A 17569-nucleotide genomic window follows, 5' to 3' on the forward strand; every position below is an offset into this window, starting at 1 on the left:
CGGTCCTAAGGTAGCGAAATTCCTTGTCGGGTAAGTTCCGACCCGCACGAAAGGCGTAACGACTTGGGCGCTGTCTCGGCAAGAGACCCGGTGAAATCATAATACCTGTGAAGATGCAGGTTACCCGCGACAAGACGGAAAGACCCCATGGAGCTTTACTGTAGCCTGGTATTGAAACTTTGTGCATCATGTACAGAATAGGTGGGAAGCTGTGAAGCGAGGGCGCCAGCCTTCGTGGAGCTGTCGTTGGGATACCACCCTTGATGTACGGAGTTTCTAACTTGCCACCCTTATCGGGTGGAAGGACCATGCCAGGTGGGCAGTTTGACTGGGGCGGTCGCCTCCTAAAGAGTAACGGAGGCGCCCAAAGGTTCCCTCAGAATGGTCGGAAATCATTCGTAGAGTGTAAAGGCACAAGGGAGCTTGACTGCGAGACCTACAAGTCGAGCAGGGACGAAAGTCGGGCTTAGTGATCCGGTGGTTCCGCATGGAAGGGCCATCGCTCAACGGATAAAAGCTACCCTGGGGATAACAGGCTTATCTCCCCCAAGAGTCCACATCGACGGGGAGGTTTGGCACCTCGATGTCGGCTCATCGCATCCTGGGGCTGAAGTAGGTCCCAAGGGTTGGGCTGTTCGCCCATTAAAGCGGTACGCGAGCTGGGTTCAGAACGTCGTGAGACAGTTCGGTCCCTATCTGTCGCGGGCGTAGGAAGTTTGAGGAGAGCTGTCCTTAGTACGAGAGGACCGGGATGGACGCACCTCTGGTGCACCAGTTGTCACGCCAGTGGCACAGCTGGGTAGCTATGTGCGGACGGGATAAGCGCTGAAAGCATCTAAGCGTGAAGCCCCCTTCAAGATGAGACTTCCCATAGCGCAAGCTAGTAAGACCCCTTATAGACGATGAGGTTGATAGGTTCGGTGTGGAAGTGCAGTAATGCATGGAGCTGACGAATACTAATCGGTCGAGGACTTATCCACATTGCCTTTATGCTGACTTCATTATCTAGTTTTGAAAGAACAATTCTTTCACATTGTTCCTCAGTAGCTCAATGGTGGAGCAACCGGCTGTTAACCGGTAGGCTGGCGGTTCGAGTCCGTCCTGAGGAGCCATATAAGGAGAGTTACCCAAGAGGCCGAAGGGGACGGTTTGCTAAACCGTTAGTATGCGTAAGCGTAGCGAGGGTTCGAATCCCTCACTCTCCGCCATATTGTTTTCTCTAGATCGTGGCGGTGTAGCTCAGCTGGCTAGAGCGTTCGGTTCATACCCGAAAGGTCGGGGGTTCGATCCCCTCCGCCGCTACCAGTTCTTTATAACTCCTGCGGTCGTGGTGGAATTGGCAGACACACCATCTTGAGGGGGTGGCGGGGCGACCCGTGCGAGTTCGAGTCTCGCCGACCGCACCATTAAGAGAAAAATTATCTTGGCCCGTTGGTGAAGCGGTTTAACACAGCAGCCTTTCACGCTGTCATACAGGGGTTCGAATCCCCTACGGGTCACCATTTATCTGGAGGATTAGCTCAGCTGGGAGAGCATCTGCCTTACAAGCAGAGGGTCGGCGGTTCGATCCCGTCATCCTCCACCATTAATTATTCCTATTATCGCGGGGTGGAGCAGTTCGGTAGCTCGTCGGGCTCATAACCCGAAGGTCGCAGGTTCAAATCCTGTCCCCGCAACCAAAATTTTGGAGCTGTGGTGAAGTTGGAGTTCACGCCGGTCTGTCACACCGGAGGTCGCGGGTTCGAGTCCCGTCAGCTCCGCCATTTATTCAATTGGTGGAATAAGATTTCTATTGTGTATTGGAATTACTATTATAGAAATAATAAGGCTCGGTAGCTCAGTCGGTAGAGCAGAGGACTGAAAATCCTCGTGTCGGCGGTTCGATTCCGTCCCGAGCCACCATTGTAAATAATGCCGGTGTAGCTCAATTGGTAGAGCACCTGACTTGTAATCAGGGGGTTGTGGGTTCAAGTCCTATCGCCGGCACCATTTTGGTGGGGTATAGCCAAGCGGTAAGGCAACGGACTTTGACTCCGTCATTCCCAGGTTCAAATCCTGGTACCCCAGCCATTATGAGCCATTAGCTCAGTTGGTAGAGCATCTGACTTTTAATCAGAGGGTCGAAGGTTCGAGTCCTTCATGGCTCACCAGTTTCATATGCGGGTGTGGCGGAATTGGCAGACGCACCAGATTTAGGTTCTGGCGGGCGACCGTGGGGGTTCAAGTCCCTCCACCCGCACCACACATGTAAAGTAGAAAGCCGCAAATATTGCAGGCTTTTTTTGTTTATATCATTTATTGTCACGTAAACCATTTAAAAAACGTCATATAAAGAGCTACCTATAAAAATCAATTACTACAAACCATATAAAAGCTTCGTCAGCATTGTTGATGAAGCTTTTTTCTACTATTAAGGGATGCATGTTACATCAATAGTGATCCATTAACAATGGAACTACATAGCTTTGTTTTTCTATAATAGAAGGCGTGGTTAAAGCTACTCGATTGTCATAGATTTCTTTGGCTAACGGAAGATGATACATGGCGCAGGAAATGACAAGGTAAAAACCGAATGTTTTATGCAATAGAATTTAATGAAGTTTATAATTCAAAGAGTATTTACTAAAACTTAACACTTGTTCTTCCAGATATCTTCCAGTAACTTGGTAGAAGGAAAACAATTATTACATGAAACATCCAAATAATAAATCGACACATGACAATGTAATCAAAAAGGGGTTGTAAATATGAGTATGATCCAGATGGATCGTCCCCATCACTCTATAGAAGATCTAATACTGAATATTGAAAAAGTCCTTATCGGTAAAAGAAAAATGATAGAACTTGGCTTGGTTGCTTTATTGGCAAAAGGTCATGTTTTACTAGAGGATGTACCTGGTGTAGGAAAAACAATGTTTGTACGTGCGTTAGCTAAATCGATTGGTGGAGAATTTAAACGGATTCAATTTACTCCAGATCTCCTTCCTACTGATGTAACGGGTGTATCCATTTACAATCAAAAAACAATGGAGTTTGAATTCCGTAAAGGGCCTCTGTTTGCAAATGTGGTACTTGCTGATGAAATTAACCGCACCTCACCAAAAACGCAATCTGCCCTATTAGAGGCGATGGAGGAGCACTCTGTAACGATTGATGGCAATACCTATGAGTTAAATCAGCCATTTTTTGTTATGGCGACACAGAACCCTCTTGAATACGAAGGAACATTTCCGCTTCCAGAGGCACAGCTAGATCGTTTTTTGTTGCAACTGCAGCTTGGGTATCCAACAGAAAAAGAAGAAATGGCCATTCTAACTCGTATGGGTGCTATTCACCCTATAGAGAGCTTGAAGGCTGTTATTAGTGTACAAGAAATCGTTCAATTACAAGCGATGATTACTCAAATCAAAGTAACAGACTCAGTGAAAGAGTATATGGTAAGGCTTTCTCAGAAAACAAGGAGCAACCCAAGCGTCTACTTAGGAATTAGCCCTCGTGGAACATTGGCTCTATGCCGGGCTGCCCAAGCTTATGCTTTTATCCAAGGACGTGATTACGTTATCCCAGACGATGTAAAGGTGCTAGTACCTCCTATCTTTAGACATCGCCTAATTTTGAAGCCAGAGGTACGAATGGATGGAGAAACACCGGAGCGCTTCATCAGCCGGTTGTTACAGGAGACACGAGTTCCTGTACATTGAGAGGACGGTGTCTAAATGAAACAGAGAAAGTATAACAAAGCCTTATTGGCGCTATTAGTGCTGATTTGTTATGTATATGCACAATTTCAAGGTGGTTTTGTCAGTTGGTTTTTATTTTATAGCGCTTGTATACTTGGAATTTATGAAGGATTAACATACTTGTTGATGTTTGCAACCTTGGAGGTTACGCGAGAGGTGGATCGCCAAAGACTTAAGGAAGGCGATGATGTAATGATAACACTAACCTTCCGCAGAAGATTTTGGTTTCCGCTTGGCTGGAACTTGATTGTCGAACCTCTTCCTGATAAATTATCAGGTTACTTTGAACCGCATCAACAAGTAATCTTTCCAGGATTCAAAAGAGAACAGGTCATTCATTATTTAATTCCAGCCATCCCACGTGGACATTACCAGATGAAAGAATGCATTCTGGTCGGTGGCGACTTTTTTGGCTTTTTACATCGCCAGAAGAAAATAGAGCTTTTTAATGATTTTTTGGTTTACCCTAGCTATAAGCAAATTAGCCATTGGTCCGCAGGAGACGGGCGTATTAGTGGCAATGTACATGTAGCACACCTGCGTTCAGATGATGTAGCAGCTGTCAGAGGCGTCCGAGAGTACCAGAGAGGGGATCGGTTAAGCCAGATTCATTGGAGGGCATCTGCTAGGGGCCACGGGCTTAAAACGAAGGAATTTGAACATCAGGCTATGAATCAGTTAATTTTCTTTCTAGACGTACAGAAGCCTGCATCAACTCAAATTCATCATCATATTTTTGAAACCAGTGTAAAGCTGACTGCCAGCCTTATTTACTATTCAAGCATTAATATGCATTCGTATGGTTTTGTAGCACGCGGAAAAGAGCGAATCATTATACCGCCAGCTATTTCACAGCAGCATTTTTTTCGGGTATTTGATCAGCTAGCCAGAGTTCATTCGGATGGCGAAGATTCTTTTGCGAGAGTGATCGGGAGGGAGGCAATGGAATTTCCCAAAGGATATACTCTAGCACTGATTACCTCTGCATTGACAAAAGACCTCGTGCTGCAAGTGGGCAATTTAGCTAGGTCTGGACGTAACATTCAATTGTTCTGGGTACACGATCATGTGATTCCAACTGTGGAGGAAAACGAAGCATTAAAGCGATTAAGATCTGTGAAAGTAATGTGTACACCAGTTCATGTGGATGCATATGAAGAGCTAAAACAGATAGGGGGTGCCTAAGATGTTAGGAGCATCCTTTTTAAAGCAAAAAAAAGCGCTAGAATGGCTATCTGCCTTATTTTTGTTTTTATTGTTACGTGAATGGCTGTTACCGCTACCCTCCCTTTCAGATACAGGGAGCATTAGTAGCTTTCTCTATCTGGTTGCAGGGATCATTTTAGTAGATATGACCTTCCGAAGTCACTGGCTGGGTTTATTGATTAAAATCATCGGTACTCTTGTCATCTTCCATGCCGCTTTTGTGGAAATTTCATTGTTTAATCCGGAATGGATTTTGCAAACATTGCAAGCAGTAAGTGAAGACTTTAGCAGGATAGTTAATCAAGAGTGGACAAATATGAGTATCATTTCAAGAAATCTGCTTTTTTCGGGCATGATTTTAGTATTGGTGTCCCTGCTTAATTACTTAGTGCTAGAGCAAAGACAAGGCTTATGGTTTGTATTTATCACCATTTCGTACCTTGCTGTATTAGATACCTTCATGCCTTTTAATGGTAGTGGGGCGATCATGCGGACCTTGATGATTGGCTTTATGCTAATTACGACTCTGCATTTATCAGCTATTCAGAAGGGATTTATCTATCGAGGAACGCAATCTGCAATCTGGAAAACGCTTGTAGTTCCATTAATGATCGTTTCATTAGCAATAGGGGTAGGATACGCGTCCCCAAAGGCAGAGCCTAATTGGCCTGATCCGATCGGTTTTCTGCAAGGAAAATCTGTAACTGGTCAGAGCGAAGCGATCCGCAGAGTGGGATATGACACCAATGATAAGACGCTGGGAGGTCCCTTTCAGCAGGATGATACTAAGGTATTTACAATTACCACAAATGATAAATATTACTTGCGCGGGGATGCTAAGGATGTATATACCGGCAAAGGCTGGATAAAAAGCGATAAACAATTGGAGTCCATTGTACATCCTAAAAACTATATTTGGAATGACACGCTTTTTTCCGGATTGGAAACCAAAAAGGTCATGGCTGTTGTGCAGGCGGAGGGAGAACAGCTACCGGCCATTTTTTATCCAGGACAGCTTAAAGGCATTGAAGAGTTAAACCCAGAAAATACAACATTAACCTATGATACGATTTCTCAGGGGATTCTTACCTTTAATGGAGCTATGCAAAAGGATTCAAATAGTCGCCTGTTTGTTGAAAGAGACGATAGCACTTTGATTCCTACACCTGTTCAGCAGTATATGGACCATTATCAGCTACAAGCCGAGATTCCCGTGATTAGTGAAAAGAAAATTATTGCGGCGGGGAGCAATTATCCAAAAGATATAGAAGAACGTTACCTGCAATTGCCTAACAGTCTTCCTGATCGGATCAAGCAGCTAGCTGAAAAAATTACGGAAGGATCAAACAATCCGTACGATAAAGCGAGAGCAATAGAGAATTATTTGCGCTCTCCAGGCAGATATCGCTATGAAACGAAAGATGTACCAATACCTAAGGAAGAACAAGACTTTGTAGATCAATTTCTATTTGAAACTATGAGAGGCTACTGCGATCATTTTTCAACTTCGATGGTGGTCATGCTTCGCTCTATTGATATACCCGCACGTTGGGTAAAAGGGTTTGCTCCCGGTCAGGAGATTAGTCGTGATGCGAATAATAATATGACGATTGAAGTGAGAAATAGAGATGCGCACTCCTGGGTTGAGGTTTACTTCCCAGGTAGCGGCTGGATACCGTTTGAGGCAACAGCTTCTTTTACATCTCCACTGCAAGTAAATTATGATCGCCTTGCTAATGAGGCCAATGAGTTCAATATTCCTGCTTCCACAGAGGAAAAAGAAGCGAACAAGCCTAAACAGTTAGATCAAATGGAAGAAGCAGACAAGCCTGTAGTGAAAACAAGTGCCGGATTCTCATGGGGCTGGCTATGGGGAATTGGTATTTTGATAGCAGTCGGTGTATGGATACTGTGGAAAAAACGTCAGGAGATGTATTTATGGTGGCTGCAACGGAAAATGACACAATATGCTCAGGACGATTTTCCACGTAGATTTACGTTAGTGTTAACGATATTTGAAAAAATGATTTCCCCGCGTTATTCAGGTGAAACGCTGCGCGAGTATGTGAATCGTCTCCAAATTAGTGGAGATGAGCGTCAGGATTTACTTTATTTAACAACTATTTATGAAAAAATGTTGTATGGCTTGAAGGAAATGGAAGGGAAAACGAGATCGTTGTGGCAACAGACCATTGAGCGTTTGTTGCGCCAAATGAAACCTTGATCATTTCCCCATCATCTGCTAGAATTTTTGACAATATGATACTTTGGTAGCAGTAAGCAGGAGAAACGGTACTGCCTCTTTTTTGAATGACAACGTTAAAGACAGGGACATTTGCCCTTAGAAGATGTCAGACGATTTCATCTACGGGTGGGTGGCCTGTCTTTTTGATGGAACGGGAGAATTTTTTTTCTTCATACCAAAAAAGAGAAAGGGAGATAATATCTTCAAGAACGTTTTGGACATGTCTACTGAGTGCACAAGTATACAAGGTTAAGGGAGGATCTTTCCGTGGAAAAGCCGTTGGAATTAGTGGTAGTAATAGACTTTGGGGGGCAATATAACCAATTGATCGCAAGACGTGTACGTGATTTAGGCGTATACAGTGAGTTGTTGCCTTTCAATACACCAGTGGAAAAAATTAAGGAGCTTAACCCAAAAGGGATTATTTTCTCTGGAGGACCGGCTAGTGTATACGAAGAAGGAGCACCACAAATTGATCCAGCAATTTTTGACTTAGGTGTACCTATCTTGGGTATTTGCTATGGAATGCAATTAATGTCCCAAACATTGAAGGGCAAAGTAGAACGTGCCGGTAAACGTGAATACGGAAAAGCAGAAATACGTCTTGAAAACAAACATGATCTATACAGCAACTGGGAACCTTCTGAGGTTGTATGGATGAGCCACACAGATAAAGTAGTAGAATTGCCAGAAGGCTTCGTGATCGACGCAGTGAGCGACTCTTGCCCGATTGCTGCTATCAGTCATCCAGAGCGTAACCTATATGGTGTACAATTCCACCCAGAAGTTCGTCATACTGTAAAAGGACATGAATTTGTAAGCAACTTCCTATTCAATATTTGTAAATGCGCGGGCGACTGGAGCATGACGACATTTATTGAAGACAAGATCAAAGAAATTCGCGAAACCGTTGGAAATAAAAACGTATTATGTGCTTTGAGCGGCGGAGTAGATTCTTCTGTAGTTGCGGCTCTTATTCATCGTGCGATCGGTGATCAGCTAACTTGCATGTTTGTTGACCATGGATTGTTGCGTAAAGGTGAAGCGGAAAGCGTAATGGATACGTTTGTTGGCAAATTTGATATGAAGGTAATCAAAATTGATGCTCGTGAACGTTTCTTAAACAAATTAAAAGGTGTAACTGACCCAGAGCAAAAACGTAAGATCATCGGTAACGAATTCATCTATGTATTTGATGAAGAGGCAGCTAAGCTTACGGATATGGACTTCCTAGCTCAGGGTACATTGTACACGGACATTGTTGAGAGTGGGACAGCTACTGCTCAAACGATTAAATCTCACCACAATGTAGGCGGCTTGCCAGAGGACATGACGTTTAAGCTAATCGAGCCTTTGGACACGCTATTCAAGGATGAAGTACGTAAATTAGGTTCAGAGCTAGGCCTTCCTGATGCAATCGTATGGAGACAGCCTTTCCCAGGTCCTGGACTAGGTATTCGTGTTTTAGGCGAAATTACTGAAGAGAAACTAGAAATTGTTCGTGAATCTGATGCTATCTTGCGTGAAGAAATCCAAAAAGCTGGTTTGGACCGTGAGATTTGGCAATACTTCACTGCATTGCCTGACATGAAGAGTGTAGGGGTAATGGGTGATGCACGTACGTACTCTTATACAGTAGGGATTCGTGCGGTAACATCTATTGATGGTATGACAGCAGACTGGGCTCGCATTCCATGGGATATACTAGAGAAAATTTCTGTACGTATTGTTAACGAAGTGGACAACGTAAACCGTATTGTGTACGATGTTACTTCTAAACCACCTGCAACTATCGAGTGGGAATAGTAAATACGTATAATTCACATTAAATTAACATGAACGTTCGTGTTTTATGTTGACAGCGTGCGATGTTCTTGTTAAACTTTCGTTGTAAGATAGAAGTTCGAGTTTTTGTTCGGATTTTCGACTTATAACGACTTGTTTAGCAGGAATTATCGCACGTTTTTTATTTATTACCGAATGTTATAGGTCGTTATTCAAACGAAACTTGTCTTTTTAGCAATATGACTTAAAGAGGTTACTATTAGGAGGGACAAAGGGTGCGTAAGTATTTTGAGTTTGATCGACATGGCACCACGTATCGTCGAGAGATAATTGCTGGTTTAACAACCTTTTTGGCAATGGCATATATTTTAGCCGTCAATCCAAACATTTTAAGCGGGGCAGGATTGCCACCGGAGCTACAAGCAAAATTCCCTCCGCATGATGCGGTGTTTACTGCTACAGCACTTGCTGCGGCTATTGGTACACTTATTATGGGGATTGTCGGTAAATTACCGATCGGTCAAGCACCGGGTATGGGTTTAAATGCGTTCTTTGCTTTTACAGCAGTTCTAACTATGCAAATTCCTTGGCAACAAGCTTTGGCTGGTGTGTTTATTTCTTGTACTTTGTTTCTCATCCTGTCTTTAACAGGTATTCGTTCGCAGATTATTGATGCCATTCCGCAGAATCTCAAGAATGCTACAACAGCAGGTATTGGCTTGTTTATCGCTTTTATGGGTCTAAAAAATGCTGGGATTATTATAGATTCACCAGCTACCTTAGTCACAATGGGACATTTAAGCTTTAAAGAAGGAATGGATGCTACTCAAATTCTAGGAGTGAAAAATGCGCTGCTAGCAGTCTTTGGACTACTGGTTACGGGGGTTTTATTAGCAAGACGTATTCATGCCGGAGTATTCCTTGGTATGTTGGTCACAGCGATTGCTGGCATGATTTTTGGAGTGGTAGAGCTTCCTTCCCAAGTGGTATCGGCTCCTCCTAGCTTAGCTCCGACACTTGGTGTTGCCTTACCATATTTATTAGATCCGAGTGTTATTTTTTCTCAAGGCATGTTCATTGTTGTGTTCACCTTTTTATTCGTTGATTTCTTTGATACAACCGGTACATTGCTAGGCGTTTGCAATCAGGCAGGGCTTTTGAAGGATGGGAAGCTGGAGCGTCCTGGGTCGGCACTTGCTTCTGATGCTGTTGCTGGAATGGCAGGTGCGCTGTTAGGGACCTCTACAACAACAAGCTATATTGAATCAACTGCTGGTGTTGCCGCAGGAGGTAGAACTGGCTTTACGGCAGTAGTCATCGGAATTATGTTCCTGCTGTCTCTGTTCTTCTTTCCATTGCTGTCTGTTATTACCCCTGCTGTTACAGCACCTGCCCTGATTATTGTAGGTGTACTGATGGCTAGTAGCCTACGCAATATTGAGTGGGATAAGCTAGAAGAAGCATTGCCGGCCTTCCTTACCATGCTGATGATGCCTTTATCTTCTAGTATTGCAGCAGGTATTGCTTGTGGATTCATTTTCTATCCAGTGACGAAAGCATGTAAAGGCCAAGCACGTGAAGTCCACCCGGCGATGTATGTACTATTTGTCATCTTCCTGGTTTACTTCATTTGGTTCCGTGAATAGGTTGTTTTATCAAAAGCTACTAGCTTTGATATTTACAATATTTGATTTTGGAAGATCACTAGATTATCACCATGAAAAAGTCTTCTTGAACTGTCTTCATTTGAGTCAGATCGGAAGGCTTTTTCTTTTTGGTGTAAGGAATTGAATAAAGAAGAATGAAATTTTGGTATAAAACTAAAATGTTCGTGTTTTGTTGACGTTTTATGATTTATTTTGTTAAACTGAACGTGAAATGATCTTAAATACGTAAAATGAAAAATGAAAGATCAAGGGGGAAGCGGCGTGGTTACACCGATTGTTGGAGTCATTATGGGAAGTACTTCTGATTGGGAAACAATGAAGGAAGCTTGCCACATACTAGAGGAGATGCAGATTCCCTATGAAAAGCAGGTAGTTTCTGCTCATCGTACGCCTGATCTTATGTTTACGTATGCAGAGACTGCTAAAGAGAGAGGTCTGAAGGTAATTATTGCTGGAGCCGGTGGGGCTGCTCATCTTCCGGGAATGGTAGCGGCAAAGACCATTCTTCCTGTCATCGGTGTGCCAGTGAAATCAGCCGCTTTAAACGGATTAGATTCTTTATTGTCGATCGTGCAAATGCCGGGTGGCGTTCCGGTTGCTACCGTAGCGATAGGTAAGGCAGGGGCTATGAATGCTGGTTTGTTAGCAGCGCAAATGATCGGGATGAATGACGAGGAGATAAGTCGACGTTTAACCGAACGAAGAGAAGCTATCCAAAAAAAGGTGATGGAAGCGAGCGAGTTGCCTCATGAATAAACAGAAGCAAATCAAACCGGGCAGTACCATTGGCTTGCTAGGCGGAGGACAGCTAGGAAGAATGATTACACTCGCTGGCAGAGCGATGGGGTATCGGTTTGTAGTGCTAGATCCTACGGAGGATTCACCATGTGGTCAGGTAAGCGATCGGCAAATCGTCGCAGGATATGATGATCAGCTAGCGGCGCGAAAATTAGCCCAGCTCAGTGATGTGATTACCTATGAATTTGAGAACGTGGATGCTGGTGTTGCAGCCATTTTAGAAGAGGAAGCTTTTGTGCCACAGGGAAGTAAGCTATTGGGCATCACACAACACCGCGTTAAGGAGAAGACTACGATACAAGCCTATGGTTTGCCTGTAGCACCTTTTCGAATCGTCGCTTCAGCAGAGGACGTGAGAGAGGCTGTTGCAGAGCTGGGCTTGCCTGCTGTTATGAAGACAGCTACAGGAGGCTATGACGGTAAGGGGCAGTGGGTATTACGCTCTTTGGAAGAAATAGAAGAAGCTTTTTCGTGCCTTGCAAAAGCTAAAACAGAACTGATCGTTGAAAAATTTATCCCTTTTACAAAGGAGCTATCTGTAATCGTAGCTCGTAATTTATCAGGGGAAGTAGCAGTCTTTCCTACAGCCGAAAATATTCACCGAGATAACATTTTGCATCAGAGTATAGTCCCAGCTCGGATTGATATAAAAATTCAACAGCAGGCTGAGCAAATAGCCATAGAGTTGGCAGAAAAGCTGGAGATGGTTGGGTTGCTTGCAGTCGAGATGTTTCTGACAAAAGAGGGGGAGCTTTATATAAACGAGATGGCTCCGCGTCCCCACAATTCAGGTCATTATACAATGGACGCCTGTTTGACCTCGCAATTTGAGCAGCATATTCGAGCAATCAGTAACTTGCCACTTGGCTCCACGAAGTTGCTTAGTCCGGTCGTTATGGTTAATATTTTAGGTGAGCATGTAGCACCATTACTCAAAAAAATAGATCAACTACCCAAGAAAGCAAAATTGCATTTGTACGGAAAACAAGAGGCCAAAGAAAAGCGGAAAATGGGTCATATAAATCTTGTAGCCGAATCGGTAGATGTAGCACTGCAACAGGCTGAAAAACTTGGAATATGGTCATAAACGGAGGAATGAACAAATGATTGAACGCTATTCAAGACCAGAAATGCGCGTCATCTGGACAGAAGAAAATAAGTATAAGGCATGGCTGGAAGTAGAGATTTTGGCGTGTGAAGCATGGGCAGAGTTAGGGGTTATTCCAAAAGAGGACGTTGAAAAGCTCTGGAAGAACGCTAGTTTTGATGTAAACCGTATTTATGAAATCGAACAAGAGACACGTCATGACGTCGTAGCCTTTACTCGTGCTGTTTCGGAAACGATGGAGGGCGATGAAAAAAAATGGGTTCACTATGGCCTAACCTCTACCGATGTAGTAGATACGGCGCTTGGTTATCTGATTCGCCAAGCTAATGAAATTATTGAAAAGGATATTGTGGACTTTCTGGAAGTTTTAAAACAGAAAGCGATTGAACACAAAGATACAGTTATGATGGGGCGTACACATGGAGTTCATGCCGAGCCAACTACCTTTGGGTTGAAAATAGCACTATGGTATGAAGAAATGAAGCGTAATTTGGCAAGATTCCGTGCTGCACGTGTGGAAGTAGAAGCGGGCAAAATGTCAGGGGCAGTTGGCACGTATGCGAACATTGATCCATATGTAGAACAGCATGTATGTAAGAAGCTTGGTCTGACAGCAGCTTCTATCTCGACCCAAACCCTACAGCGTGATCGTCATGCAGAGTATATGGCTACACTCGCATTGATCGCTACTTCTTTAGATAAATTTGCTACAGAAATCAGGGGCTTGCAAAAGAGTGAGATTCGTGAAGTGGAAGAGGCATTTGCAAAAGGACAAAAGGGTTCTTCAGCAATGCCACATAAGCGAAACCCAATAGGCTCTGAGAACATCTCTGGACTTTCTCGTGTTATCCGTGGCCATATGCTGTCTGCTTATGAGAATGTGCCGCTATGGCATGAGCGTGATATTTCGCATTCTTCTGTTGAGCGTGTTATTTTACCAGATGCAACACAATTGCTTAACTATATGCTACGTCGCTTTATGAACATCGTGAAGAACCTAACGGTGTTCCCTGAGAATATGAAACGCAACATGGATCGTACCTTTGGATTAATTTATTCACAGCAAGTATTGCTTAAATTAATTGATAAGGGCTTGAGCCGCGAAAAAGCTTACGACACAGTACAACCACGTGCGATGCAAGCTTGGGAGGAGCAGCGTTCGTTTAAAGAGATTATCAGTGAGGATGAAACGGTGAAGGAAATGCTGACCGCAGAAGAGCTGGAGGCATGCTTTGACTATCGTTATCATTTGAAGCATGTGGACACTATTTTTACCCGTTTGGGATTGACTGAAAGTAAGTAATCGTTCTCTTGTAGGATCAATAACAGCAAAAAATAGGCTTTTCAGAAGCTCATTTCGAGTTCATGAAAAGCCTATTTCCTTTGCTCTTTTTTAGGAAGACGAATCTCTTACATTTGGTTCCTTTTACACTAAATTCTCAGGATTCAAGCCTTGTAGTTCAGGCAAGACGAAGATACCGTCCTTACGAATTAACACGTCATCAAACCAGATTTCTCCCCCACCATACTCAGGGCGTTGGATTTGTACCAAATCCCAGTGGATAGAGGAGCGGTTACCGTTATCAGCAATATCGTAGGCATTACCAGGTGTAAAGTGGAAGCTTCCCGCGATCTTTTCATCGAATAGGATGTCGCCCATTGGCTGTAGGATGTGAGGGTTAAATCCGATTGCAAACTCCCCAATGTAGCGGGCACCTTCATCTGTATCTAAAATTGTATTTAACAAGGCTGTATTACTGCTAGTAGCTTCTACGATCTTACCTTCTTTAAACGTAAGCTTCACGTCTGTAAAGGTCGTACTATGATAATTGGTTTTTGCATTGTAATAAACAGTACCTTCTACGGAATTACGCACAGGGGAGGTATAGCATTCGCCATCTGGAATATTTGCTTTACCATCGCATTTGATAGTTGGGATTCCTTTAATGGAGAATCGTAGATCAGTGTCTGGGCCTACAATGCGCACACGGTCTGTTTTATTCATTAATTCCACTAAGGGGTCCATTGCTTTGGACATTTTCGCATAATCTAGATTGCATACAGAGAAGTAAAAATCTTCAAAGCCTTCCAAGCTCATGTTAGCAGCTTGGGCCATGGCTTTGTTTGGATAACGAAGTACGACCCAGCGTTTATTTGGAACGCGTTCCTTCAGATGGACTGTGCTGTAATAAATTCGAGAATAAAGCCCCATTTTCTCTTCTGGAATATCAGAGTACTCATTTACATTTTCAAAGGCACGTACCCCGATATACGCATCCATATCTTCCATGCGCGCTAATTCATGCTTGGCAAAAAGAGCCATATGTTCTTCGCTTGAGCCCATAATCAAGGAACGCATAATTTCCTGATCCTTTACGGTAACTACTGGAAGGGCTCCTACTGCAAAAGCTTCACGTACCAGCGCTTTAACCAATGCTGGCTGGAGTCCAATATTTTCGATTAGCACCTTTTCCCCTTTTTGTAAATTCAGAGAGTAACGTATTAATCGGCTTGCAAGTTCATTGATGCGTGAATCCATGCTTTAACACCTCTTTTTATAATATGTACAACATGAATATATCATCAAGATAACCCCTTCCTAGAAGCAAGCTTCATAGATGCGAAGGACGTCATCGGTTGATAGCGCTCTTGTACTTGGAATGTGGTCAATTCCTCCACCAGTACGAATTGCTTCTCTGGCCAGCACTGGCAAATCGTCGCGTGAAATACCAAAGTCGGACAGGCGTTGAGTAATCCCCATCTGCTGATACCAATGAGCAATCGCCTGAATGGTAGCCTGCGCTGCGTCCTGATCGGATTCAGCCTTTACCCGGAAGCATTCGCGTCCCAAACGTGCGAGTCTTTCAGGACGATCTATCGCTACAAACTGTTCGAAATATGGCAGAGATAGGATGGCAAGTCCACGTCCATGCGACATATCGAAATGTCCGCTTAAAGGATGTTCGATCTTGTGTAGTGGATACCCTGCATTTCGACCTGCTCGGGCAAATGGAGAAATGCCCAATGTGCTTGCCCACAATAAGGTGGAGCGAGCTTCTTCGTTATCAGGCTCCGTCATAGCAACTGTAGAAAACTCAACGACTAAACGAATCAATGCTTCTGTGACGCCATCTTGTACATGAGCGTCATTAGGGCCAACCAAATACTCTTCAAATAAATGCGAAAAGATATCTGCAGAAGACTCGGCTGTAACCCGAGCTGGGACTGTGTAGGTTAGAGATGGATCAAGGATAGCTACTTTAGGGAATAGGGCTGGGCCTGAAAAGGAGCTTTTTTCATGGGTCTCCCAGTGAGTTAGTACCGTGATATTGTTAGCTTCAGAGCCTGTTGCTGCCACAGTAGGAATGGTCAGTAAAGGCAGAGCTTCCGTTACGGGAACCAGTTCCTTTGCTGTGTTTTGGGGATTACCACGCAGGTATTCATAGCTGGATCGGCCAGATAGTGCTACAGCAGCAATAGCTTTTGCCGCATCCATGACAGATCCGCCACCAAGTGCGATGACGAAATCGCAGTTTGTTTCGCGGGCAAGCTGCCCTCCGCGGTCTACTGTGGAGGTGCGTGGATTGGGTTCTACTTGATCAAATAGTTGGTACGGTACGTTTGCTTCTTGTAGGAGCTGTTCTACCTTTGCTAATAGTCCTGTTGATTTGGCAGATTGTCCGCCTGTCACCAGCAAAGCTTTTGTTCCTAATGCACGCGCTTCTGTGCCGACACGTGCAAGCTCACCAACTCCGAAGTAGATATGAGTGGGAAATTGAACCTGGAAAGGGTACATGGTACCATCGCCTCTTTTCATTAAAAAACAGTTTCGCGTTCGAAAGAAAATCCGAACATAAATCGTGTCTATATTGTACCACAATGGCATTTTGGCAATCTAAACGGAAATGCAAAGTGTAAAATACGAACAATTGTCGAATATATACTGAATAATATTCGTTGATTATCTGTTTGGTTTATGTTTTAATCAAGTTGAAAGTGATTTGTTGACTAAAACACGCATAAAGCTTGTAGCGGGAGGAGAATTTTTCTTGGAAAAGCGCGAGCAGCTATATGAAGGAAAAGCGAAGCAGGTTTATCTTACTTCAGAACCAGATGTGTATTGGGTGGTTTACAAGGATGACGCCACTGCTTTTAATGGCGAAAAGAAAGGGACAATCGTGAATAAAGGCAGATGGAATAATCAGATTAGCGCGATTTTGTTTAAGGCGTTAACTGAAAAAGGCATTGCCAATCATTTTATCCGCCTATTATCTGAAACGGAGCAATTGGTTAAAAAGGTCGACATTATCCCGTTAGAAGTAGTTGTGCGTAACATTGCTGCCGGGTCCTTGGCTAAACGTTTGGGATGGGCTGAGGGCGTACCATTAGATGAACCAGTAGTGGAGTTTTATTACAAAAATGATGAACTAGGAGATCCGCTCATTAATAATGATCACATTGCCATTTTAAAACTTGCCACAATACAGGAACTGGCGGTAATAAAAGAAACGGCTTTGCAAGTAAATGAATTTTTACAGGAATATATGGGGGCAAGAGGCGTACTTGTTGTTGATTTTAAATTAGAATTCGGCCGAACCTCAGATGGAGAGGTATTGTTAGCGGATGAAATTTCACCGGATACTTGTCGTTTCTGGGATGCAGAGACGTTGGAGAAGCTGGACAAGGATCGTTTTCGCCGCAACTTAGGGAACGTGGAAGAGGCGTATCAAGAAATGCTGAAACGATTAGGAGGAGAAGTTCATGTGTAAAGCTGTTATCTATGTCACCTTGCGTGAAAGCGTACTAGACCCTCAAGGGCATGCGATACAAGGAGCCCTTCATACCTTAGGATTTCAACAAGTAAAGGATGCCCGCATCGGAAAATATATCGAATTGACGCTAGATACAATTGATCGACAAGCTGCTGAAGAGCAGGTGAAAGAGATGTGTGAAAAGCTGTTAGCTAACACTGTCATTGAAGAATACCGCTATGAGCTGGTAGAACTGGTGGAGGGATAAG

General features: G+C 43.7%; 12 protein-coding genes, 13 tRNA genes and 1 rRNA gene (1 of these 26 running past the window's edge). 24 read left to right on the forward strand and 2 right to left on the reverse strand.

All coding sequences use genetic code 11. From position 1 onward, the window contains the following. The 22 genes from BRLA_RS02265 to purB all read left to right on the forward strand — a co-directional run. A 23S ribosomal RNA gene (locus BRLA_RS02265) occupies positions 1–980 on the forward strand (it extends 1950 nt beyond the left edge of the window). Between the two features lie 57 nt (positions 981–1037). Then, positions 1038–1112 (forward strand) — tRNA-Asn (locus BRLA_RS02270). A 5-nt stretch (positions 1113–1117) separates the two neighbouring features. Next, positions 1118–1208: transfer RNA gene (locus BRLA_RS02275), tRNA-Ser, on the forward strand. Between the two features lie 20 nt (positions 1209–1228). Further along, positions 1229–1305: transfer RNA gene (locus BRLA_RS02280), tRNA-Met, on the forward strand. Positions 1306–1321: 16 nt separating this feature from the next. Then, positions 1322–1406 (forward strand) — tRNA-Leu (locus BRLA_RS02285). A 19-nt stretch (positions 1407–1425) separates the two neighbouring features. Further along, positions 1426–1502 (forward strand) — tRNA-Glu (locus tag BRLA_RS02290). 7 nt (positions 1503–1509) lie between these two features. Continuing rightward, positions 1510–1585, forward strand: a tRNA-Val gene (locus tag BRLA_RS02295). Between the two features lie 17 nt (positions 1586–1602). Then, positions 1603–1679, forward strand: a tRNA-Met gene (locus BRLA_RS02300). 7 nt (positions 1680–1686) lie between these two features. Then, positions 1687–1763, forward strand: a tRNA-Asp gene (locus BRLA_RS02305). A 63-nt stretch (positions 1764–1826) separates the two neighbouring features. Next, positions 1827–1902: transfer RNA gene (locus BRLA_RS02310), tRNA-Phe, on the forward strand. An 11-nt stretch (positions 1903–1913) separates the two neighbouring features. Beyond that, positions 1914–1989: transfer RNA gene (locus BRLA_RS02315), tRNA-Thr, on the forward strand. A 6-nt stretch (positions 1990–1995) separates the two neighbouring features. Next, positions 1996–2070: transfer RNA gene (locus tag BRLA_RS02320), tRNA-Gln, on the forward strand. A gap of 4 nt (positions 2071–2074) precedes the next feature. Further along, positions 2075–2150: transfer RNA gene (locus tag BRLA_RS02325), tRNA-Lys, on the forward strand. Positions 2151–2159: 9 nt separating this feature from the next. Further along, positions 2160–2242: transfer RNA gene (locus tag BRLA_RS02330), tRNA-Leu, on the forward strand. 505 nt (positions 2243–2747) lie between these two features. After that, positions 2748–3701 (forward strand): AAA family ATPase, encoded by a 954-nt coding sequence (locus BRLA_RS02335; RefSeq protein ID WP_003335711.1) that lies wholly within the window; start codon positions 2748–2750, stop codon positions 3699–3701. A 15-nt stretch (positions 3702–3716) separates the two neighbouring features. After that, entirely contained in the window at positions 3717–4925 is a 1209-nt protein-coding gene (locus tag BRLA_RS02340; RefSeq protein ID WP_003335710.1) for a DUF58 domain-containing protein, read from the forward strand. 1 nt (position 4926) lies between these two features. Beyond that, positions 4927–7170 carry a transglutaminase TgpA family protein gene (locus BRLA_RS02345; protein WP_003335709.1) on the forward strand — a complete coding sequence of 748 codons (2244 nt, stop codon included), beginning with the start codon at positions 4927–4929 and terminating at the stop codon, positions 7168–7170. Positions 7171–7458: 288 nt separating this feature from the next. After that, a complete protein-coding gene (gene guaA, locus BRLA_RS02350) occupies positions 7459–8997 on the forward strand; it encodes a glutamine-hydrolyzing GMP synthase (protein ID WP_003335708.1) in 1539 nt (512 codons plus the stop codon). Positions 8998–9251: 254 nt separating this feature from the next. Further along, the gene (locus BRLA_RS02355) at positions 9252–10622 is read left to right on the forward strand and encodes an NCS2 family permease (RefSeq protein ID WP_003335707.1); all 1371 of its coding nucleotides are present in this window, start codon (positions 9252–9254) and stop codon (positions 10620–10622) included. A 258-nt stretch (positions 10623–10880) separates the two neighbouring features. Continuing rightward, positions 10881–11399 (forward strand): 5-(carboxyamino)imidazole ribonucleotide mutase, encoded by a 519-nt coding sequence (gene purE / locus BRLA_RS02360; protein WP_187349315.1) that lies wholly within the window; start codon positions 10881–10883, stop codon positions 11397–11399. Then, positions 11392–12528, forward strand: a complete 1137-nt coding sequence (purK, locus tag BRLA_RS02365) for a 5-(carboxyamino)imidazole ribonucleotide synthase (protein WP_003335705.1) — start codon at positions 11392–11394, stop codon at positions 12526–12528. The genes purE and purK overlap by 8 nt, the downstream gene beginning before the upstream one ends. Positions 12529–12544: 16 nt before the next feature. Then, complete coding sequence (gene purB, locus BRLA_RS02370) at positions 12545–13852, forward strand: adenylosuccinate lyase (RefSeq protein WP_003335704.1); 1308 nt, start codon at positions 12545–12547, stop codon at positions 13850–13852. Positions 13853–13975: 123 nt separating this feature from the next. Here the strand turns inward: purB and BRLA_RS02375 are convergent, their stop codons facing one another. Then, entirely contained in the window at positions 13976–15088 is a 1113-nt protein-coding gene (locus BRLA_RS02375) for an aminopeptidase (protein WP_003335703.1), read from the reverse strand. A gap of 60 nt (positions 15089–15148) precedes the next feature. Then, positions 15149–16345, reverse strand: coding sequence for an iron-containing alcohol dehydrogenase (locus BRLA_RS02380; protein ID WP_003335702.1), 1197 nt, complete (start codon positions 16343–16345; stop codon positions 15149–15151). 253 nt (positions 16346–16598) lie between these two features. Here BRLA_RS02380 and purC point away from each other — a divergent pair, with 253 nt between their 5' ends. Both purC and purS read left to right on the forward strand, forming a co-directional pair. Next, positions 16599–17318 carry a phosphoribosylaminoimidazolesuccinocarboxamide synthase gene (gene purC / locus BRLA_RS02385; protein WP_003335701.1) on the forward strand — a complete coding sequence of 240 codons (720 nt, stop codon included), beginning with the start codon at positions 16599–16601 and terminating at the stop codon, positions 17316–17318. Then, positions 17311–17568 carry a phosphoribosylformylglycinamidine synthase subunit PurS gene (gene purS, locus BRLA_RS02390; RefSeq protein WP_003335700.1) on the forward strand — a complete coding sequence of 86 codons (258 nt, stop codon included), beginning with the start codon at positions 17311–17313 and terminating at the stop codon, positions 17566–17568. The genes purC and purS overlap by 8 nt, the downstream gene beginning before the upstream one ends. Position 17569 lies beyond the last annotated feature (1 nt).

The organism is Brevibacillus laterosporus LMG 15441, assembly GCF_000219535.2.
GTDB classification, from domain to species: domain Bacteria; phylum Bacillota; class Bacilli; order Brevibacillales; family Brevibacillaceae; genus Brevibacillus_B; species Brevibacillus_B halotolerans.